Source organism: Stutzerimonas kunmingensis, from assembly GCF_002929225.1.
In the GTDB taxonomy this organism is placed as follows: domain Bacteria; phylum Pseudomonadota; class Gammaproteobacteria; order Pseudomonadales; family Pseudomonadaceae; genus Stutzerimonas.
The window spans coordinates 38,997-59,680 of the sequence record NZ_PISM01000022.1 but is presented as its reverse complement, the minus strand read 5'-3'; the positions used below and the strand labels follow the sequence as shown (position 1 = coordinate 59,680).

Annotated in this window: 22 protein-coding genes and 1 pseudogene; 8 read left to right on the top strand and 15 right to left on the bottom strand. The window is 61.1% G+C overall.

From position 1 onward, the window contains the following. Positions 1 to 170 precede the first annotated feature (170 nt). Positions 171 to 1,232 (top strand): UDP-glucose 4-epimerase GalE, encoded by a 1,062-nt coding sequence (galE, locus tag CW305_RS19555; RefSeq protein ID WP_104098698.1) that lies wholly within the window; start codon positions 171 to 173, stop codon positions 1,230 to 1,232. Between the two features lie 30 nt (positions 1,233 to 1,262). Here the strand turns inward: galE and CW305_RS19550 are convergent, their stop codons facing one another. From CW305_RS19550 to CW305_RS19540, 4 genes are all read right to left on the bottom strand, one after another. Next, positions 1,263 to 1,763: a DUF3060 domain-containing protein gene (locus CW305_RS19550; protein WP_104098697.1), complete on the bottom strand. Its 501-nt coding sequence runs from the start codon at positions 1,761 to 1,763 to the stop codon at positions 1,263 to 1,265. Between the two features lie 170 nt (positions 1,764 to 1,933). After that, positions 1,934 to 2,764, bottom strand: a complete 831-nt coding sequence (locus CW305_RS23815; protein ID WP_245891011.1) for a S8 family peptidase — start codon at positions 2,762 to 2,764, stop codon at positions 1,934 to 1,936. Beyond that, positions 2,745 to 3,320, bottom strand: coding sequence for a S8 family serine peptidase (locus CW305_RS23810; RefSeq protein WP_245891010.1), 576 nt, complete (start codon positions 3,318 to 3,320; stop codon positions 2,745 to 2,747). The genes CW305_RS23815 and CW305_RS23810 overlap by 20 nt, the downstream gene beginning before the upstream one ends. A 300-nt stretch (positions 3,321 to 3,620) precedes the next feature. After that, complete coding sequence (locus tag CW305_RS19540) at positions 3,621 to 4,523, bottom strand: LysR family transcriptional regulator (RefSeq protein ID WP_104098696.1); 903 nt, start codon at positions 4,521 to 4,523, stop codon at positions 3,621 to 3,623. A 182-nt stretch (positions 4,524 to 4,705) separates the two neighbouring features. Here CW305_RS19540 and trpB point away from each other — a divergent pair, with 182 nt between their 5' ends. The 3 genes from trpB (at position 4,706) to CW305_RS19525 (ending at position 7,248) form a co-directional block, all read left to right on the top strand. Further along, entirely contained in the window at positions 4,706 to 5,917 is a 1,212-nt protein-coding gene (gene trpB, locus CW305_RS19535; protein ID WP_104098695.1) for a tryptophan synthase subunit beta, read from the top strand. After that, complete coding sequence (gene trpA / locus CW305_RS19530) at positions 5,914 to 6,735, top strand: tryptophan synthase subunit alpha (protein WP_104098694.1); 822 nt, start codon at positions 5,914 to 5,916, stop codon at positions 6,733 to 6,735. Before trpB ends, trpA begins: the two co-directional genes overlap by 4 nt. Before the next feature lie 183 nt (positions 6,736 to 6,918). After that, positions 6,919 to 7,248, top strand: a complete 330-nt coding sequence (locus CW305_RS19525) for a DHCW motif cupin fold protein (protein WP_104098693.1) — start codon at positions 6,919 to 6,921, stop codon at positions 7,246 to 7,248. Positions 7,249 to 7,358: 110 nt separating this feature from the next. Here the strand turns inward: CW305_RS19525 and CW305_RS19520 are convergent, their stop codons facing one another. The 4 genes from CW305_RS19520 to CW305_RS19505 all read right to left on the bottom strand — a co-directional run bounded on the left by CW305_RS19520 (position 7,359) and on the right by CW305_RS19505 (position 9,601). Further along, the gene (locus CW305_RS19520; RefSeq protein ID WP_046617369.1) at positions 7,359 to 7,547 is read right to left on the bottom strand and encodes a DUF1289 domain-containing protein; all 189 of its coding nucleotides are present in this window, start codon (positions 7,545 to 7,547) and stop codon (positions 7,359 to 7,361) included. Between the two features lie 2 nt (positions 7,548 to 7,549). Next, positions 7,550 to 7,921 (bottom strand): hypothetical protein, encoded by a 372-nt coding sequence (locus CW305_RS19515; RefSeq protein ID WP_104098692.1) that lies wholly within the window; start codon positions 7,919 to 7,921, stop codon positions 7,550 to 7,552. 205 nt (positions 7,922 to 8,126) lie between these two features. Then, positions 8,127 to 9,368 (bottom strand): type II toxin-antitoxin system HipA family toxin, encoded by a 1,242-nt coding sequence (locus CW305_RS19510; RefSeq protein WP_104098691.1) that lies wholly within the window; start codon positions 9,366 to 9,368, stop codon positions 8,127 to 8,129. After that, complete coding sequence (locus CW305_RS19505) at positions 9,365 to 9,601, bottom strand: helix-turn-helix domain-containing protein (RefSeq protein ID WP_226930269.1); 237 nt, start codon at positions 9,599 to 9,601, stop codon at positions 9,365 to 9,367. The genes CW305_RS19510 and CW305_RS19505 overlap by 4 nt, the downstream gene beginning before the upstream one ends. A 258-nt stretch (positions 9,602 to 9,859) precedes the next feature. Here CW305_RS19505 and yghU point away from each other — a divergent pair. The 3 genes and pseudogenes from yghU to CW305_RS19490 all read left to right on the top strand — a co-directional run bounded on the left by yghU (position 9,860) and on the right by CW305_RS19490 (position 12,405). Next, positions 9,860 to 10,702: pseudogene (gene yghU / locus CW305_RS19500) on the top strand (glutathione-dependent disulfide-bond oxidoreductase). 288 nt (positions 10,703 to 10,990) lie between these two features. Next, complete coding sequence (locus CW305_RS19495) at positions 10,991 to 11,800, top strand: hypothetical protein (protein WP_104098690.1); 810 nt, start codon at positions 10,991 to 10,993, stop codon at positions 11,798 to 11,800. A 212-nt stretch (positions 11,801 to 12,012) separates the two neighbouring features. Beyond that, positions 12,013 to 12,405 (top strand): hypothetical protein, encoded by a 393-nt coding sequence (locus CW305_RS19490; RefSeq protein WP_041754624.1) that lies wholly within the window; start codon positions 12,013 to 12,015, stop codon positions 12,403 to 12,405. A gap of 97 nt (positions 12,406 to 12,502) precedes the next feature. On the opposite strand, the gene CW305_RS19485 is transcribed toward CW305_RS19490, so the two are convergent. The 7 genes from CW305_RS19485 to CW305_RS19455 all read right to left on the bottom strand — a co-directional run bounded on the left by CW305_RS19485 (position 12,503) and on the right by CW305_RS19455 (position 19,865). Further along, positions 12,503 to 13,006 carry a DUF4126 family protein gene (locus tag CW305_RS19485; RefSeq protein ID WP_104098689.1) on the bottom strand — a complete coding sequence of 168 codons (504 nt, stop codon included), beginning with the start codon at positions 13,004 to 13,006 and terminating at the stop codon, positions 12,503 to 12,505. Between the two features lie 97 nt (positions 13,007 to 13,103). Continuing rightward, positions 13,104 to 13,508: a hypothetical protein gene (locus CW305_RS19480; RefSeq protein WP_104098688.1), complete on the bottom strand. Its 405-nt coding sequence runs from the start codon at positions 13,506 to 13,508 to the stop codon at positions 13,104 to 13,106. A 123-nt stretch (positions 13,509 to 13,631) separates the two neighbouring features. Next, entirely contained in the window at positions 13,632 to 13,925 is a 294-nt protein-coding gene (locus tag CW305_RS19475) for a GNAT family N-acetyltransferase (RefSeq protein ID WP_104098687.1), read from the bottom strand. Between the two features lie 214 nt (positions 13,926 to 14,139). Continuing rightward, complete coding sequence (locus CW305_RS19470) at positions 14,140 to 14,766, bottom strand: Type 1 glutamine amidotransferase-like domain-containing protein (protein WP_104098686.1); 627 nt, start codon at positions 14,764 to 14,766, stop codon at positions 14,140 to 14,142. 149 nt (positions 14,767 to 14,915) lie between these two features. Further along, complete coding sequence (locus CW305_RS19465; RefSeq protein ID WP_104098685.1) at positions 14,916 to 16,751, bottom strand: ABC transporter ATP-binding protein; 1,836 nt, start codon at positions 16,749 to 16,751, stop codon at positions 14,916 to 14,918. Between the two features lie 241 nt (positions 16,752 to 16,992). Further along, the gene (locus tag CW305_RS19460; protein WP_146067171.1) at positions 16,993 to 19,614 is read right to left on the bottom strand and encodes an SIR2 family protein; all 2,622 of its coding nucleotides are present in this window, start codon (positions 19,612 to 19,614) and stop codon (positions 16,993 to 16,995) included. A 50-nt stretch (positions 19,615 to 19,664) separates the two neighbouring features. Continuing rightward, positions 19,665 to 19,865: a hypothetical protein gene (locus tag CW305_RS19455; protein WP_104098683.1), complete on the bottom strand. Its 201-nt coding sequence runs from the start codon at positions 19,863 to 19,865 to the stop codon at positions 19,665 to 19,667. 236 nt (positions 19,866 to 20,101) lie between these two features. Here CW305_RS19455 and CW305_RS19450 point away from each other — a divergent pair, with 236 nt between their 5' ends. Continuing rightward, a complete protein-coding gene (locus CW305_RS19450) occupies positions 20,102 to 20,641 on the top strand; it encodes a DUF421 domain-containing protein (RefSeq protein ID WP_104099113.1) in 540 nt (179 codons plus the stop codon). The last annotated feature ends 43 nt before the right edge of the window (positions 20,642 to 20,684 follow it).

Here is a 20,684-nt window from a genome sequence, read left to right as displayed (position 1 = left end):
ATCAACAGGACGCCTTAACACCGGCACCGGAAACCACGCGCGCAGCTTCGTCATCGCCGTCCCGTTCCGTTTCGCCGATCCCAGATTGCGGACACTCATGCAGCGCCACTCAATGGCCAGCCGCAGTGTCCCGAGCGTGTCGAAAAGACAGCGAATGCGGAGGTAGACAGATGATTCTGGTAACAGGAGGAGCCGGCTACATCGGCTCACACGCGGTGCTCGAACTGCTGCAGACCGGGCATGAAGTGCTGGTGCTGGACAATCTGTGCAACAGTTCGCAGGCCGCTCTGGACCGCGTCGAGCAGCTCGCCGGGCGACCGCTGCAGTTCGTCAGAGGCGACGTGCGCAATCACTCGCTGCTCAAGGCACTGTTCGCCGCTTACCCGATCAACGCGGTGATGCACTTCGCTGGCCTCAAGGCGGTTGGCGAAAGCGTGCGCGAGCCGCTGCGCTACTACGAAACCAACGTCGGCGGCAGCATCGCGCTGTGCCAGGCGATGGCCGAAGCCGGCGTGTTCAGACTGGTGTTCAGCTCCTCAGCGACGGTCTACGGTGAATCGCCGGTGATGCCGATCACCGAGGACCGCCCTACTGGCGTGCCGACCAATCCCTACGGCCAGTCGAAGCTGATGGCCGAAAATGTGCTCAAGGGTCTGGCCGCTTCCGATCCGCGCTGGTCGATCGGCTTGCTGCGCTACTTCAACCCCATCGGCGCCCACGAGTCAGGGCTGATCGGCGAAGACCCCAACGGCGTACCGAACAACCTGCTGCCCTACATGCTGCAGGTGGCAGTGGGCCGTAGAAAGCAGCTGAACGTCTATGGCAACGACTACCCGACCCCGGACGGCACCGGCGTGCGCGACTACATTCACGTTGTCGATCTGGCCAAGGGTCACTTCAAAGCGCTGGAGCGACTGCAGCTGATTCATGGTGTTTCCACGTGGAACCTCGGCACCGGCAAGGGCCATTCGGTACGCGAGATGATCACCGCCTTCGAGGAAGTCACCGGGCGCTCCCTGCCCCACGTGATCAAGCCGCGCCGCAGTGGCGACATCGCCCAATGCTGGTCGGACCCTACCAAGGCAGAACTGGAACTCGGCTGGCGTGCCGAGAAAGACCTGACCACCATGCTCGCCGATGCCTGGCGCTGGCAGAGCCGCAACCCGCGCGGTTACGCCGAGGAAAAAGTCGCCGCCGCAGAGGTCGCTTCGCAGACCGCCCTGGCCAGCTGAGCCCCGGGTGCCCGGACGGCGAAGGCCGCCCTATTGCCGGTCGATCTGATGACCAGCGCCAGACAAGGACATCGCCGGCTCATCCCCGCTCCACTGCAAGCGGTTGTCGATGCCAGCCACAGTGACCTGCGCCGGGCCGTCGAACACCAGTTCCAGCTCGTGATCAGCGCCTAATACCTCAACGATTGCCGTCTGACCTCGGCCAAGGATGGTGGAGCGGATCTGGTTCTTGTTGGTGTCCACGGTCAGACGGTCGACGGACTCCGCCGTTACGCTGTTTCCGATGCCGGACACTTCCAGCGCAGACGCCTTCTCCAGGCTGATCTCATGGTCTGTCCCGTAGACCTGCACCACGCCACAGTCCCCGGTGAGGCTGATCTTGTTGGCATTACCGGAGATGTTCACGTCCTTGCCAAGGCAGGGCACATCCCGTGACAGCTCGATGCCATCCAGTTCGATCGGTTGAGCATGGGCAGCCGCCGTCAACAGCAGGCCGGCCGCGAGCATCGCAGCAGAAGCGCAAGCATTCATTCGCTAAGTCCTTTCGAGGCAGAAGAAGGCATCGGAGAAAACCGCTGCGATCATTGATCGCTCCGCTGCCGTGCGGCGTAGGACTCGATGGCGACGACCGAGTTCAGGCGGCCACCGGCGCTGCGAATGAGTAGCGCAGCCAACCGGACGCCGGAGGCCGCGCAGTGATATCAGGTGCCGCAGGCCAGCTCGCGGCGGATCTTCGAGACATTCAAACGGCGGTTCAGCTGCACCACACCGGTCAGCTGTGGGTCGCGTACCGCCAGCCGTAGCAGAGCCTCGCGGATCTGCGCCGCCGTCGCGCATGGGTTGAGCGAGGCGTACAAGGCTGCGGCGCCTGCAACATGCGGCGCGGCCATGGACGTGCCGCTCATGTAGGCATAGCTGGAGCCATTCGATTTGGAGGGCACCGTAGAAACGATATTTACGCCGGGCGCAGCGATATGCACGCTTTTCACACCGTAATTCGAAAAACTTGCTCGCTTTCCATTTGGGGCGATTGCCGCAACTGCAATCACGTTGGGCAGTTTGTAGCTCGCCGGATAGCTCGGGGTCTTATCCAGGTTTATCCCGCTGTTACCCGCAGCCGCAACGAACAGGATATTGGCGTTGCCGGCAGCCCGAATGGCATCGTACAGCGCCTGCGAATAGCCTCCGCCACCCCAGGAGTTATTGGTCGCGACAAGGTTGATCTTCTTCATCCGCTTCAGTTGCGTCAGATAGTTGATCGCCTTCACCGCACCCGCTGTGGTACCACCTTTAACACCAAGAAACTTGGCAGTGATCAGCTTGGCGCTCGGGCAGACGCCAAAGACACCTGCGCCGTTATTCGCGACCGCTGCGACGGTTCCAGCAACGTGCGTGCCGTGATCATCCGCCGGCCCGTCGTAGACGCTAGCGTTGTTGGCCGCGAAGTCCCAGCCACGGATATCGTCGATCAAACCGTTACGATCGTTGTCCTTGCGGTCAGCCCGCGTGCCTTCACCCGGATTGATCCACATATTGGCGCAGATCGCCGTGGGTGAACATCACGCCTTCATCGACGATGCCCACATGTATCTTGTTCGAGCACAGCATGCCCGCATTCCAGGCAGCGAGAGCACCGCTGCCATAAGCCGAAGTGGGTGAAGTAGTGGCGCCCTGCATGCCCCAGAGCAGATTGATACCCGGGTCCCTCGGGTTGGCTACTTGAGAACGATAGATCCAATTCGGCTCGACGAACTCCACCGCCGGATCGGCGGCAAGCCGCGCCAGTAGTGCGGCATCAAGCTTCTTGCCCTTGCCCAGCTGCGCCTGCACCAGGTCGCCCTTGGCGTCCTTGCGTGCAGCCTTGGCCAGCAACTTCTGCATGGCCTTGGCGCCCTGCCTGCTCAACGCCGCATTTTTCGCCGCTTCCGATGCACCTGGCTTGAATTGCACCAGCAGCTGGCCTGCTACGAAGGGCCGCCCGGTCTTCAGGGAGGCTTCGACCGCCGGGTTGGGCTTGGCAACGACCTGCTCCGCTCCGGTAGCAAGCAAAACGAACACGATCAGCGCGACACGCTTCTTGTTGACCATCACTGTTCTCCTCGAACGACTGCAGACAGTCCCCGCGCCAACACGCCGGACCGCTCTGGGGTGATGTGAATGTATCGACAAGAATGCTGTCGATTTAGTGGCGCCAGACAAACGGCGCGCCCGCTCGTCGCTTGCCTGCTCCGGGGACGGTGGCGTCGGGGCGTGGAATGGAGCGACCAGCGCAATCCCCGGTACCCTTGCCATGGGCGATGTCAGCGGGTCATCCCTTCTGCTGCATCCTTGCCGCGGGAGCACTCTAGATCGTGAATCAGGCCACGCCGATGCTTTCCGCCTGGCTCTTTATCCGGGCTTCTCCGCACTGCGCAGCTCGTTCCGCAGCCACGCCGCCAGGCGTTCGGCACGCCGATCCAGCCGCCGTGCCGGCACCCAGAGCGCCAGCCGGGCGCTGGTTTCGACGAAACCCCAGGGCGCGAGCAGCCGCCCCGATTTCAGATCGTCGGCGACCAGCTGCTGCGGCGCGATAGCCACACCCAGCCCGGCCAGTGCCGCCTCCAGGAGGAAGTACAGGTGCTCGAAGCTCTGCCCGAGGCGCAGCTGCGTGGGGTCCAGCTGCTGCCGGCGAGCCCAGCTCGGCCAGGCCTGCGGGCGCGAGGCGGTATGCAACAGCGCTTCGTCGAGCAGTGCCGCGGGCGGTGCGCTGCGCAGTTCGGCACAGCGCGGATGGTAGGGGCTGAGTACCGGGCCGATGCGCTCGACGGCCAACTCGAACACCTGCATGTCCGCTGGCCACGGCGGCTCGGCGTACCACAGCGTGGCATCCAGCCCCGGTTTGCGTGGATCCAGCTCGCCCTCGCTGGCAGACAGCTGCAGACGCAGCTCGGGCAGGTCGCGATTGAGCCGATCCAGCCGCGGGATGAACCAGCGCGCCAGCAGGCTGCCGGGGCAACCGAGGACGAACGGCGCTTCAGCGGTCTGCCGCTTCAGCTCGGCACAGGTGCTGCGCAGACGCTCGAAAGCCTCGCTGGCGGCATCGCGCAGGCGCACCCCGGCATCGGTGAGTTTTACGCCACGACCTTCCTTGATGAAAAGGCCTATGCCCAGCTGCTCCTCGAGCTGCTTGACCTGCCGACTGACGGCCCCGTGGGTGACATGCAGCTCGCGCGCCGCTTCGCTGACACTACCCAGGCGGGCGGCCGATTCGAAGGCACGCAGGGCATTGAGAGGGGGGAGGTCCTGAGCCATAAGCGTGAGTTTTCCTGACAGGTCGTGGCGATCTTATCGCTTTTAACCAGGCGCCCATAGCCGTACCCTGAATCCATCGCATCATCCGTCGCCTGTGGTAGCGGTCTTGACCGCGAATGCGCCGAAACGCGTTCAGGACAAGTACCCGAGCACAGGCCCGGCAACCGTTACAGGAGCCTCACATGACGTCATACCGCAGCGGTCCCGACGACCGCGGCCTGTTCGGCCGCTTCGGCGGCCAGTTCGTCGCCGAAACCCTGATGCCGCTGATCAACCAGCTGGCCGCCGAGTACGAGAAGGCCAAGAGCGATCCGGCCTTCCTCGAGGAGCTGGCCTATTTCCAGCGTGACTACATTGGCCGCGCCAGCCCGCTGTACTTCGCCGAGCGCCTGACCGAGCAGTTCGGCGGCGCGAAGATCTACCTCAAGCGCGAAGACCTGAACCACACCGGCGCGCACAAGATCAACAACTGCATCGGCCAGATCCTGCTGGCCAAGCGCATGGGCAAGCAGCGCATCATCGCCGAGACCGGCGCCGGCATGCACGGCGTGGCCACCGCCACCGTGGCCGCGCGTTTCGGCATGCAGTGCGTGGTCTACATGGGCACCACCGACATCGAGCGCCAGCAGGCCAACGTCTTCCGCATGAAGCTCCTGGGCGCCGAGGTGATCCCGGTCACCGCCGGCACCGGCACGCTGAAGGACGCGATGAACGAAGCCCTGCGCGACTGGGTGACCAACGTCCACAACACCTTCTACCTGATTGGCACCGCCGCCGGCCCGCACCCCTACCCGGCGATGGTGCGCGACTTCCAGTCGGTGATCGGCAACGAAGTACGCGAGCAGATCATGCAGAAGGAAGGCCGCCTGCCCGACTCGCTGGTCGCCTGCATCGGCGGCGGCTCCAACGCCATCGGCCTGTTCCACCCGTTCCTCGATGACGAGTCCGTGCAGATCGTCGGCGTCGAAGCGGCCGGCCACGGCATCGACACCGGCAAACACGCCGCGAGCATGGCCGGTGGCGCACCGGGTGTGTTGCACGGCAACCGCACCTTCCTGCTGCAGGACGCCGACGGCCAGATCACCGATGCGCATTCGATTTCCGCCGGCCTCGACTACCCAGGCGTCGGCCCTGAGCACGCCTGGTTGCACGAGATCAAGCGCGTCGAATACGTGCCATGCACCGACGACGAAGCGTTGAAAGCTTTCCACCTGTGCTGCCGCCTGGAAGGCATCATCCCCGCGCTGGAATCCGCCCACGCCCTGGCCGAAGCCTTCAAGCGCGCGGCGAAGCTGCCCAGGGACCACCTGATGGTGGTCAACCTCTCCGGCCGCGGCGACAAGGACATGCAAACCGTCATGCACCACTACGACGAACAGGAAGAACATATATGAGCTCGGTGAACTCCCGTCTGCAGTCGCGCTTCGCACAGCTGAAGCAGGAAAACCGCGCCGCGCTGGTGACCTTCGTGACCGCCGGTGACCCGGACTACGCCACCTCGCTCGCCATCCTCAAGGGCCTGCCGGATGCCGGCGCCGACGTCATCGAGCTGGGCATGCCGTTCACCGACCCGATGGCCGACGGCCCGGCGATCCAGCTGGCCAACATCCGCGCCCTGGCGGCGAAGCAGAACCTGCCGAAGACGCTGCAGATGGTCCGTGAATTCCGCGAAACCAACAGCAGCACCCCGCTGGTACTGATGGGCTACTACAACCCGATCTTCGCCTATGGCGTCGAGCGCTTCGTCAGCGATGCGAAAGAAGCCGGTGTCGACGGCCTGATCGTCGTCGACCTGCCGCCGGAGCATAACGACGAACTCTGCGACCCGGCCCAGAGCGCCGGCATCGACTTCATCCGCCTGACCACCCCGACCACCGACGACCAGCGCCTGCCGGTCGTGCTCAACGGCAGCTCCGGCTTCGTCTACTACGTCTCGGTGGCCGGCGTGACCGGCGCCGGTTCGGCGACCCTGGAACACGTCGAGGAAGCGGTGGCGCGCCTGAAACGCCACACCGATCTGCCGGTATGCGTAGGCTTCGGCATCCGCACACCGGAACAGGCCGCGGCCATCGCCCGGATCACCGAGGGTGTGGTGGTCGGCTCGGCGTTGATCGACCAGATCGCCGGGGCCAAGAGCCCGGAGGCTGCGGTAGACGGCGTGCTTGGCCTGTGCCGCGAGATCAGCGCTGGCGTGCACGGCGCCCGCGGTTGAGGCTTTAGTGCCGTAACCGAAAAGCCGCTGCTCCCGTGAGAGGGCAGCGGCTTTTTCATTCGTGTACCGGGCGTTCGTTGCCTCAGGAATGGCCTATCCGGTGGCTTCAAGCCACCACGGCGCCGCATCTATCACCACTGCGTTTCTGCAAGACCACTCACTCATTGCCTACAGGCATCAGACATGGGCATCAACGACCTCCCCTTCGGCACTACTGACTGGGCCACCATCGAACCCAGCGTACACCCCGGCGAAACCGGCAGCGCTTACTGGCGCACCCGCCAGTTCGGCCCCATCCGCGTGCGCACGGTCGAGTACACCCCGGGTTATCTGGCCGACCACTGGTGCAGCAAGGGCCATATCCTGCTGTGCCTGGAAGGCGAACTGCACACCGAGCTTCCTGATGGGCGCCGCTTCATCCTTACGCCGGGCATGAGCTACCAGGTCGCCGACGGCGCCGAGCCGCATCGTTCATCTACCCAATTGGGGGCAAAGCTGTTCGTGGTGGATTGATTGCGTCACCTCTGCACCTGAGGCGCACGACGCGGGATCAGCGCCTGCGATGCAGATGCGCGGTGGACGATCGCACCGCCATCGACAGCAGAGGCGCCCCATCGCTCGGCTCAGCCTTTCTTTTTCTTCTTTTTCAGCGCCTTCAACCGCTGCGCCGCGCGCTCCACGACGGCCTTCTTGTCCGGGCGCTTCATGCGTTTCCATTTGCGGATCTCGTCCTTGGTGCGACCACAGCTGGTACACACCTCGTCCGTGAGCTTGCAGACGGAAATGCACGGATTCTCGACGTCCTTGCCCACGGTCAGTGCCGTGTCGTGGCGTTGCGGGCCAGGCGGCGTTGCCAGTCACCGCCATCGTCGCGCTTGCAGGCTTCCTCGCTGTCGAAGCGCACCGGTGCGATCAGGGCATCCATGTCGATACCCGCCTCAGCGAGCGCTGCTCGGGTCAGCGCCTGCATCCGTGCGCCCTGCCCTGTACCAATCGCCAGAGCCCTCTGCGCCTCCGTGGCGAATACCCAGGTGACCTGCAGGCTCTCGGGGAAGCGCGCGTAATCGACCTCATGGGTGAGCCAGCTGAAGCCGACGATTTCCGCCTTGCCCGCTTCGCAGGCCTGGGTCAGGCAGCTGGAGAGTTGCCGTTCCATACGGGTCTGATCGCGTTTGCTGAGGGGCATCGTGCCGTCCTGTATCCGGGTTAGGCCCCGAGTGGATGGGACAGTAGGAAGGAGTCTAGCGCGACCGCTGCATGCCGGACCGTCGGCACCGCTTGTTGTCAGTACCACTGATCGATTACTGACTATGGTTGTCACGCTCGCAGCAATCTCACACAGCGAGGCGCTAGCGTGGGCTGTAGGCATTCACGAAGGAGGACCCGGGCCGCTACAGCTTGCGGTAGCGGCGGCACTGCTGAACGACGTATTTGCGCACATGCTGCACCTTCGCCCAACCCGCCTCATCCATGCCAACCGTCTGCAGTTCAGCTTGCAACTCGGCGCTATTGGCAGCTGGCTCGAGCAGATCCAGCATTTGCCGCAGCTCCCGCAGTACGAACGGCGGCGCGAGGCCCATGTGGCGCGCCAGCTCTTCCCAATCGGCTCTGCGCAGCTGCTGCGGATGGAAGTTACCGCCGACCGCGAAACCAAGACTGGGGCTGTAGGGCAGCACCATCGTACATACCAGGTCATAGGCCGGCGCCAATGACCAGCGCCCCTTGGCGTCTTGTAACAGCGAAATGTTCTTGGCGTGGCCATCGCTGTTGCCGGCCAGCACATTGAATATCTGCCAGCGCAGCAGCTGGCGCACCTGCAGCGCAGGCGTGGCCGTCACCGCGCGCAACAGGTCTGCGCAGGCAGCCAGCGTCGGGCCGCCCTCTTCCTGGTACTTGAGCCGCCGCGGATAGCCAAGCGCCTGGCACATGTCCTCCTGGTGCACACGCTCGATCCGGTTATCCCCTCGCTCACGATCGTAACGAGCCACGGCAAGATAGTGAGCCTTTCCTGCCTGACCTGCGTGCGAGTCGGGTACCACAAGCCCAGCGATCCGAGCCAGGCGGTTCATATAGAGTTCGTTGAAAACCAACGCCGGCTTTAGCGAGAACTTGATCAGATGCGAAGAAGCGGCGGCGCCGCGCGGGAGGTAGAGCTGGCCGCCTTCGAGGATTACGGGAATCTTGTCCTGGGCGCCGGCAAGCGAAAGCCGTGTCGCCTTGCCCGGCTGGAACAAGGCGTAGCGCTCCTTACCCTGCGCCCAGCGCGCCAGCTGATTGGGGTCGACCGGCTCCTGGCCAGATTCGATCAACGCATCGGCCCGCTCCGGGTCAACAATGCGCAACGCACCGGCACAATCACCACCGATGGCGGCCAACAGCGAAAAGTCGTCATCGGCGATCCCAAGCCGGTTCACCAGCAACTGCCGCGAAGCTTCTTCGGGAAGCAGATTGGCAAACCAGTTGTGTGCCGTGCCGAGCGTTGGCGCAAACATACCGGTTGCAAGCGGCAAGCTATTGGAGATTGCAAACCGCGCTGCTTCGCTATAACGAAAACCCATGCTGCGGCCATCGTCACCCAGCCAAAGCTCACCGATACGGCAATCACCCCGGTAGACGCCGAGCAGTCCGCTCACAGGTCGCTCCCGTCACGTCTAGCCGCCAACAGCTCGATGCCAAGCGTATGACACACGTTCAGCACCCGTCCGAACGAACAGCTCTCGCGGCCATTTTCCAGCTCGCTCAGAAAGCGCACGCTCACGCCACATAGGCCGGCAGCGTCCACCAGACGCAGCCCCTGCCCCTTGCGGGTGCGCTGGATCATCTTGCCCAGCTCGGCCATTGATATAAATGCGGTAGGTCCACCCATTTTCCCGTTCCGTACAATTTGTCCTTCGGCAACAGCTCACTTCCGCTTTTTTCCCAATAGGGAAAATACTCTCCACTGCTGGCCGGTGCACTGGATTTTTTACCGATCGGGAAAAAAATTTCTAGTTCATCTCAAAAAACCCCTCGCAGAACAAACCATCGCCCATCGATGACCAATATCGACCGGCTTGATTTCGACCGCATCGTGCGAGCGCGTAGCATGCCCTGCACATCCCCAGAGCCACCGAGGAGATTGTTCATGTCTGATACCCCTTACGTCCCGCCGAAGATCTAGACCCACGACGCGCCCTCGGGCGGCAAGTTCGCCAGCATCAATGCCCCCACCGCTGGTACGCGGGAGGAGAAGGTGCTGCCGGTGGGCAAGCATCCGTTGCAGCTCTACTCGTTGGCCACGCCCAATGGCGTGAAGGTCTCGATCATGCTCGAAGAGCTGCTCGCCGCCGGCCACAGCGGCGCCGAGTACGATGCCTGGCTGATCAACATCGGTGAGGGCGATCAGTTCGGCAGCGGCTTCGTCGAGATCAATCCCAACTCGAAGATCCCCGCGCTGGCCGATCACAGCGTCGCAGGCAAACCGCTACGGGTGTTCGAGTCCGGTTCGATCCTGGTCTACCTGGCGGAGAAGTTCGGCGCCTTCCTGCCCACGGAAATCCGTGCGCGTACCGAGACGCTGAACTGGCTGTTCTGGCAGATGGGGTCGGCGCCCTTCCTCGGTGGCGGCTTCGGGCACTTCTACGCCTACGCACCGGAGAAGTACGAGTACCCGATCAACCGCTACGCCATGGAGGTCAAGCGCCAGCTCGACGTGCTCGACCGCCAGTTGGCGGAGAACCGCTACGTGGCCGGTGACGACTACAGCATCGCCGACATGGCGATCTGGCCCTGGTACGGCGTGCTCGCGCGGGGCGAGCTGTACGACGCTGGCGAATTCCTTTCCGTGCAGGACTACAAGCACGTCCAGCGCTGGGCCGCGGAGGTCGCCGAGCGCCCAGCCGTGATCCGCGGACGCAAGGTCAATCGCACTTGGGGCGATGAATCCGAACAGGCACCCGAGCGCCACAGCGCTGCCGACCTCGACTGAAGCGCAACCGGATCGGGCGGTGGAAGGCGCGAAGCCTTTCCACCGCCCGCTATCTTGCGTAGGCAGGCTGCCCGTCCCCGTCTGCCGAGGGGTCCTGCTTCAACCTCTCTCATCGCCGCGCAGAGACTGCACGGCCCTCCTCCGACCACTGATCCTCCACGCTGAACTATGCCGGTGCGCTCCGACCCAATGTCTATGAGCGGCGCGGCCTCGCCAGCACTCGGCCGCCATCATCGCGACACGCCCAGCGCTCACATCCCGGTTGTTCAACACAACGTGAGGTGGATCATGAGACATACACTGGTAGCAGCGTTCGCAACGCTGACCGACGCCAACCGCACCCGCGGCGATCTGATGTCGCGGGGCATAGCGCGGGAACAGATTCACGCCATTGGCGCCGAGAGCGCCGATATCCATGCCTACGATGCGCCCTACACCACCACTCCCGACGTCCCGGTGGATCGTACGCATCACGAATCCAAGATCACGCATTTCTTCAAATCGCTGTTCGGCCATGAACCGCACGAAACGCACCGCCACTACGCCACCGCCTATCCAGATGCCGTACGCCGCGGTGCCCTGGTGATCGCCGTGGATGTCGACGATGAAGATCAGCTGGCCAAGGCGCGCGATGCCCTGGAATACAACGGTGCCATCGACATCAACGAGCGCGGCGGCAGCGGCGCAGTCGAAGGCTATGCCGGCCCGACCAGCCCCTATGCCGGCGCCACCGGTGGCGACAGCCACCTCGACAAGCACTTCAGCGCAACCGGCACGGCAACCGCTGGCAGCGACCGACCTCTGAGTGGCGCGCACACCGGCGACGGTGCCCACATCGGCAATACAACCGCGCCCGGCGCCGACCCGACCGATTACAACGACCGCAGCTCGGCCGACACTGGTCGCTATGACATCGGCGGCGCGGCCAAGCGCGCCGGCACCGACTACCCGGACACCACCGCCACCACGGCACCCACCGGTGCTGGCGCGACCGGCCACGGCAGCAGCCCGGACACGCCGGAAGTGGCACCCGGCGTCGGCACCCGTGACGCCGGCCTCTGCCGCGACCGCATTTGCGTGATCCAGCGGCCGAGCTGACCGCTGCTGCGCAGTACCACGGGCCGCATCACGCGGCCCGTTTTATGTCATGTCCCGGCCGGGCAGCCACACCCTGACGACGCGCAATCCATCAGGCCCATAGCCTGCTGCGACGATTGGCGCAGGGCCGGACTGCTGAGTGCGAGATGCACCTGGCGTATTCTGGCGCTTCAGGCGGCCTGAGCGCTGCCAAGCATGCAGAGGGCCACGCCATGCCTACGCTGAGAACCGTCTCGTCCTGCCTGATGCTCTGCCTTGCCGCTTCGAGTGTCTGGGCTGCACAGCCGGCCATGGAGCAGACGGAAGGCGACTCGAAGAGCGCCTTCGTCCTGCATGAAGGCGGCAACATGCACACCGACCAAGCGGCCCTGCGCGAGCGTCGCGCCAAGGCGTACGAAGTGGAGGTGCGCGAAGCCCATGACGAGCTGATGGCCGCCAAATACGCCATCACTCAAAAGTACCTGGCCAAGCTGCCCGCCCACGAGCGCGAAGCACTGCGGGCCGAAGTGGCCGCGCAACACGCCACCTTCGCCTACCGCTACCCAGAAGCCCACGCGCGCTTGCTGCAGAGCAATCCGCACAAGACCGAGATCAGCCAGGACTGACGGGTCCCGAGGGCAACCCGCGTAGGGTAGAAAACGGCAACGCCTTTTCCACGCGTCTACATCACCGCACCACGAAACGCGAGGAGTTCACGGCTTCCTAGCGCCCGCGCCGCTCCGCGCCCAACGCCCGCCGCAGCCCGGCTCGGCCAATCACCAACGCCAGACATTCCTCCACCGCACCCAGCGCCGCATTGACCAGCGGCCGGGGCTGATAGGGCTTGCGCAGGCTCAGCCCGACCCTGGATGCGACCAGCGCCGCCGTCGCACCGAGCAACGCCGGCACTAGCACCGGCTCGCGACGGACACCCGCCAACGCCGCCGCGCTGACGCCGCCGGACAGCGCACGAAACATCATCGACGGCACGATGGTGCGATCCGGTGCGAAGGGCATCTTGTCGCCGATCATCTCGCTGGCCGCGAGCGTTGGCAGAAAGGTCTGCGCGGTGTCCGACGTCAGCAGTTGCGCGGCCTCCCCCGCCCCGGCGAGATCATCGCGCTCGCTCAACGCCCGGCTGACCAGCGTCGGCGCCAGCATGCTGCGCATGCCCGTCACCGCCCCGATCGCCAGGGCGGCCCATAACAGATTGCTCGAAGTCGACATCGTCAGATCTCCCGGTGGTTACCAATACCGACCGGGCGCCCGCCGCCAGCGTTCGGCTGCGCAGCGCAGCCAGCGACGGATGACACGCTCGCAGTACTCACCACTGGTAGAGCCCGTAAGCGAACACGCCAAGGCCAAAGCCCATCTGCGCCAGCAACAGCGCGCGAATGGCGAAGGTGTAGCTGATCACCCGGCTCTGCCCCAGCGCATCGGCGGCGAACAGCCGGTAACTCTCGGGATGCTCGGCTTCCATCTCCTTCAGCGCCGTGATGGTCAGTTCCAGCAGCTGCCGGCTGCGTGCATCCACCAGCCAGAACACCTGCGCCAGCAAGACGGTAAAGGCACCGAGCAGAATCAGCAGCCCGGGCGAGAAGCCGCGCTGCAGCGCCGCCAGCACACCGCCATCGGCGAAGATCGCCAGCACCACGAAGAAGTTGAAGCCACGTAGGCGCTGCTCGGCATTGAGCTTGAAATGCGCCCAGACAAACTCTCGACCATCCATGCGCTTCTCCTCCGATGCACCAGGCCAACACCGTGGCTGACGCCCTCACTCCGCACCCACGGGCGTCACCGTCGATGAGCCAAAGGCCAGCGTGATGCTGTTTCTGCGAGTGACTGCGAACCCTCAGGCCGGATCGACCAGGTCCTGCCATTCCCCGTGTCGCTCGATGTAGCTGGCGATGAACTCGCACTGCGGCACCACGCGCTTGTCGCGCCGCCGTGCATCCTCCAGCGCGGCCTTGGCCAGCACACTGCCAAGCCCCTGCCCGGACAGGCTGGGGTCGACCTCGGTATGGGTAAAGACCATCCGCTCGCCCTGCTCGCTGTACTCGGCGGCGCCGAGTGACTGGCCGTCGACCAGCAGCTCATAGCGCTGCTGCGCGGCATCGTGGCGGACGCTGGCTTGTCTATCGCTCATGGCGGGCTCCCTCTCAGGTGAATGACTGCGCTAGAGGTACGAGTGGGCGCAGTGTATGAGGGTTCAGGTGGCGCGACGACGAACCGGAATGCGCCGTGCTCGTTGCTCAGGGCCTTGCAAGCCCGCGCCATGCCACTGCTCCAGAGGTAGCGGCGGCAAGGGCATTTGGTAACTGATAGAGGCTTGGCAGAGCAGGCAGGCCTTGAAGCTGGCGTTAGCCTCGTTCGCCGCTCGTTTGGATTTCAGCGTGACCGCCCGACACGACGATCGCCTGGTTATTGCTGAATGGGCGAAGCGCCAATGCCTGCCCATACTCCTTCAGCACCTGTTCGACGGCCTCGTCGAACGGCGCATTTCGGTAATGCGGCAGCGGGTAGAAATCGACCAGCCCCAGTGCGGTGTAGGACTCCAGCTCAGGCGCGGCAGTGACGTCGTCCAGCGCCCGAATATAGTCAATGCTCGGGGGGAGTATCGCGGAGCCGGCGGATTCGCCGATATAGCACTTCCCGGCCCTGACCTGTTCCGCGATCAACCTGTCCGCGCCTGTGCGCTTCAGCTCCTGCAGCAGAAAGAAGGTGTTGCCGCCTGACACATAGATGTAATCGCCACGTTCGAGCTTGCTGACGATCTCGTCCTGAGTTGCAGCTGAAACCTCGAGTTCATCGATCACCAGACCGGCTTCGACAAGCGCCTCCCTGGCCGCAACAAGGTAGGAATTGACCTCCTCGGCAAGGCTCGCCGTAGGAATCAGCGTAACCGTCCTGCCGCGGCACTCGCCTCCGGTGAATCTGACAAACAAGTCCACGACCTCGGCAAAGGAGGATGTCAGGAAAATGTTCATATGCACCTCTGCACTCGACTGGATTCAGGCTTGCCCAACCCGCCCCTGGTTATTGAGAACACGGCGGGATAGCTCAGCGCTGCCGCGCCGCGCGTTCCAACAGGCCGACAAGCAGAGTGGACGAAAAACCCCTAGCTTGCCCGTTCGAATCAATCCACCCCGACGAACCCACCCGTCTGGTGCTGCCACAGCCGCGCATAGAGACCGCCGCGGGCGATCAGCTCGGCGTGGGTGCCGGTCTCGATCACCTGGCCGCCATCGATCACTACCAGCCGATCCATACGCGCGATGGTCGACAGCCGGTGGGCGATGGCGATCACCGTCTTGCCTTCCATCAGGGTATCCAGGCTCTCCTGAATCGCCGCCTCGACCTCCGAATCCAGCGCCGAGGTGGCTTCGTCGAGCACCAGGATCGGTGCGTCCTTGAGCAGCACCCGGGCGATGGCGATACGCTGCCGTTGCCCGCCGGAGAGTTTCACGCCGCGCTCACCAACCATGGCCTCAAAGGCCAAGCCGCCCTGACTGTCGTCCAAGGTCTTGATGAACTCGTCCGCGCGGGCCTTGCGTGCCGCGGCCCAGAGTTCTTCCTCTGTGGCGTCGGGCTTGCCGTAGCGCAGGTTGTCGCGGATCGAACGGTGCAGCAGCGAGGTGTCCTGGGTGACCACGCCGATGTTGGCGCGCAGGCTCTCCTGGCTGACCTCGGCGACGTTCTGCCCATCGATCAGGATGCGCCCGCTTTCCAGGTCATAAAGGCGCAGCAGCAGGTTGACCAGCGTCGACTTGCCCGCACCCGACGGCCCGACCAGGCCGATCTTCTCGCCCGGGCGGATGTCGATGCTGAGCCCGCTGATCACCCCGCCGCTTTTGCCGTAATGGAAATGCACATCCTCGAAGCGCACGCCGCCCTGCTCCACCTTGAGCGGCTTGGCGTCCTCGGGGTCGAGCACATCGCGCGGCCGGACGATGCTCTTCATGCCGTCCTGCACGGTGCCGACGTTCTCGAAGATGCCGTTGACCACCCACATGATCCACTCGGCCATGTTGTTGATGCGGATCACCAGGCCCAGCGCCAGGGCGATGGCGCCTGTGGTGATCAGCGCCTCGCTCCACAGCCACAGCGCCAGCGCGCCGGTGCCGACGATCAACAGGCCGTTCATGCAGGTGATGAGGAAATCCAGGCTCGTGATCACCCGCGACTGCAGGCGGAACTTGCCGAGCAGCTCCTGCATCGCCTCGCGGGCGTAGCTCTCCTCCTCCCGCGAATGGGCGAACAGCTTGAGCGTGGCGACGTTGCTGTAGCCATCCACCACGCGCCCCATCACCTTCGAGCGCGCCGCGGACGCCGCCGCCGAACGCGCGCGAATACGCGGCACGAAGTACCAGAGCGCAGCGCTGTAGCCGACGATCCACAGCAGCAACGGCACGATCAAACGCAGGTCCGCAGCGGCGAACAGATACAGCGCGCTGCCGGCATAGACCACCACATGCCACAGCGCGTCGATCACCTGCATGGCCGAATCACGCAGCGACGGCCCCGTCTGCATCACGCGCTGGGCGATGCGCCCGGCGAAGTCGTTCTGGAAGAAGTTCAGGCTTTGCTTGAGCACGTACCGATGGTTCTGCCAGCGGATCAGATTGGTCAGCCCCGGATTGATCGCCTGATGCGTCAGCAGGTTATGCAGGCCGAACACCAGGGGCCGGATGACCAGCGCCACCGCCGCCATCCACAGCAGCTCGTTGCGGTGCTCGGCGAAGAAGGACCGCGCGTCATCGGTCGCCTGGGCCATATCGATCAGCTGGCCAAGAAAGCTGAACAGCGCCACCTCGATCAGCGCCGCAAAGAAGCCGACCACCAGCACGGCCGTCATCAACGGCCACACCTGCTTCAGGTAATGCGCATAGAAGCGCAGCATTCCGGCCGGCGGCGCAACGTCGGGGCTGGGTTTGAAGACATCGATCAGGTTTTCGAAACGGCTGAACAACATGGGTAGGTCTGCTTTGTGGCGAGGTGGGCGAACGTCGTTCGCAAATACGACCGCGCGGGCGCGGCATCCCGGTTGGACGCCCCTAGCCCGCGAGCGTTTCGCCAACCACCTGCCATGCCCGTCGATTCGCATTGGTGGACAAGCGCAGCGTTGTCCACCCTACGCCACTCCGCCTCCTCTGCCGACACCGCGCATTGGTAGGGTGGAAAACGGCGAAGCCTTTTCCACGCGCTACGCTCAGCTAAGCCACACTCTCGTCCTTTGACTCACCTGGTAAGTATTCCGCGCTAAGAACCGGCCACCGCTTATATTGATATATAAGTCCTGGGTCTTTGTCTAAGGTTTTAGCAATTAAACGCTTAACATCGACCTCATGCCCCAATAAGGCATGCGCGCATATTATTACGCTTTCCGATTTACTCTGAGCAATCAAATTACGCAAAACTAACTCATTATATTGTTTGCTTGAGACCTTCTGCGCAGCACACTGCACATTAATAACAATAGTTTCAGCATCAAATTCGCTCAGCTTCGACTCATACCGTGAAGCTAGGCTTAGAATTGAATGGTAGTTTTTAGAAAGAAGCAGTAAGTAAGTCTTAGTTGACAGGTAAGTCTTTAGAGCCAACCCCTCCTTAAGTGCACTTTCAATGTGCTGCGCAGAAGCATCATAGTCTCCTTTGAACGCGCATATTTCACTTAAAGTTTCATAATAATAACTTTTGTAAAGACTGTGCCGGTCAAATTCTAACTTTTCCTGCATCCTGTCTAACAGGTCAATACTGAAATCCATGGGGAGCTTCAACAAGTCGGCTATGTGAGACCCTATGCTTTGATGCTTAAGTATCTCTTCAATCTCTTCCATTGCTGCCGCTTTGTTCCCACCATAAGTGAGCCAGTATTTTATCTTGCATTTGGATATGGAGTAGCTTTTATCATCCGATTCAAGCTTGCGCTCAATAAATTCCTTTAGGTCTGCCCTTAACTTAGCATCCTCATCAATTTCATAAACATGTTCAAAACATCGGGCTATTATGGATTTTACTTTACGCCTATTAGCTATAGAACTTTTATCCGCCAAATCTAGCAAAAACCCAATGAGCCCTTTCAAGTCAGCCGGCTTACATGCAATCTTTAGCTGATCCTCGGCTAGCTCCAATGCTTGTCTATGTTCCGGGTGCCTAGACCTTGCGAACTTTACATGTTCCGTGATTTGATTATGCAAATCCTTTTTTTCGTTATCGTCAAGGCATTGGAAAAATCTTACAGAAAGACCTTCCATTTTTATACGCCATGCACCGTTATCCAGACTGGGATCTATTGATAAACTTTTCTCGGAATGAGCCAGGGCATCCTTCAAAAATTCTTTCGTACCGATGCTTCCGTCCTGCCGCATCAAGCGAATACTATTGGATGAGATTGAATTGAGCAACGAGATGCTATAAGGGAATCTCTCTAGTATCTCCTTAAGATATTCTATTCTTTCTGCGATATGACCGATAGACCTTGCTTTTTTAAGATGATATTCAATATTGTTAGGGTCCATATCTATCAGCTTATCGCACCAAAAGCTTACCTTGCTCTCTTGGCCCAACCGCTGATAAATATCTATATACTTCTCGATATAGACTTTCTTCCCCTCGTTTCTAGCACACGCGTCGAAATACATACTGCAAATTTCTTCGGCTTTTTGAAATTCACAGCTCTTTATAAGCGAGTCGATTTCCATTAGATTTCTGACATCGGTCATTTTGAGCGCCGACGACTCGTTAGCAGAAACCATTTGCTTAACAAACTCTGAAATATCTTTGGAGTCGTCCTCGTTTTTAATCAAGCTAATTTCGTGGGCAATGATGGGATTCTTAATAAGATTGTGTTGATCGCTAGTAATGTTTTGTATCGTCTGATGCAGTTTAGATTGTCTTTTGCTCGAGTTTAACTTAAGTTCTCCGCAGTTGGTCTGGGCGTGAATCTCAGCGAACAGCTCATCAAAACCGTCGATTAGCACCGGGTAGACTTTGTCTTTCCAAATTAGATTTCTTAACGAATGACAAACATTATCAGACCGCCGCAAGCACCAATAGACACCGTTCTTGAGATAGTTTTCCTGCCTCGCCAAAAGCTCTAGAACGTCCATAATGGACCGATCACTTCCTGAGTAACCGACAACGATCAGGCCGTACTCCTTGCAAAACTCCACAAATTTCTCTTTTGTATTTTGCTCTAGCGACTCTGTTTCTCTCAAGGTGCTTTTGATGTCATCGAATAGATAGTCTCCATGCAGCTTTACGATCTTAGGCCGCTTAGATGTGATGCTAATGGAGTGAATCGAAGAGTCATGCGCGCATAAGATAGGCCTTGTGTTAGAGAAAAGATAAAAAGCTTCGTTAATTAAATCATCAAAGTTAGTGGTGAAAATGGTATTAAAATAATTTTTATCTACCAAGGAAGTAAGGTATGCATATCCAATAGAGGGAAATTTGTTATCCACTTCCTGCTCTACGAAACGCCTCCTTTGAATAGGAAGATCGAATTTTATTTCGAAAAGAGATGAGTAAGGGTTATCGGGGCTGTACCAACTGGAATGATTGTTTTCAAAATATTGTTTTGCTGCAGTAGGGCTTTCTGCTTTTCTATCGTTGAAACGCGCATACAGCTCCATGGCCCACTCATCGATAAGCTGACTGGCAGTTCGAATACCCGATGTTACCGAAGCGCCTGCACCCAAAAAAATACTATAGTTAGCCGGACTGTCTTTTTCTTTAGTTTTAATGTGCCTTATGAGATCGGCAACGGTGCGCAGCTTGTGGGATAATTCACCATTTTTTCCATCAGTACTGCAGAAGACTTTTTCAGCGTCCACTATATATCCCTCACATAAATACAATATTTTTTAGAATGATTTTCCAGGTCTTACAACGGAATTTTTGGCCTATACATCGCGGTGGCCGGCGCAAGCGAAGACGATGATGGAAGGCCGTCTTCGCCGGCGTCCTGGCCGGAGAGCAGTTCGGAGGCGAAGGCGCGGGCTACCGAGAGGACTTTTAGCGCAAAGCGCCGCTCGCCAGGTGTATCGAACTGGCATTGCGAGCGAACAGGGATACGGCGCGCCATTTGTACCTTCCTTGGTAGCGGACCGGTGCAGACCGTAGCGTCGCAGCGGAACCTTGATCGAGTGCGCAATTGCTGCGCGTGATGGCACATTAGCCACTGCTTCCGTATGGGTAAAGCAGACGATGAATTAATCCCCCGTTTTCACACTGTCGCCTGACGCGCGGTCATTCGCGCCGTATGCACTTTCCGCCCACCTACCCTGTCCACCCCTGCGTGGCTCAGTTATGGAGGTGATCGTGGAAGGCATGTTTTTCAGTAGCGGAACGACGCTGATACGCACGCTGGTGGTGGGCGTGCTGGCCTATATCAGCCTGGTGCTCTTGTTGCGCCTGTCCGGGCGGCGGACGTTGTCGAAGATGAATGCGTTCGATCTGGTGGTGACGGTGGCGCTGGGTTCGACGTTCGCGACGATTCTGCTCAATCGCGATGTGTCGCTGGCCGAGGGGGTGCTGGCGTTTGCGCTGTTGATCGGGCTGCAGTACGCCGTCACCTGGTCGAGCGTGCGGGTGGCGTGGGTACGGCGGACGGTGACGGGCGAGCCGGCGCTGCTGTTCTATCGCGGGCGTTTTCTCGGCGATGCCATGCGCGTGGCGCGAGTGACCGAGGATGAGGTGCGGGCCGCCGCGCGCAGTCAGGGGCTGGCCGCGCTGGATGGCATCGAGGCGGTGGTGCTGGAGACCGATGGCAGTTTCAGCGTGATCACCGATGGCGCTGGCGACAGCCGTTCCACGCTGGACGGGGTGAATGTGCCGGGGCCGAATGAAAAGGGCGTTTGAGGGTGGCACCCTTCGCCGGCGGCTGATCGACGCGCCCGCCGCC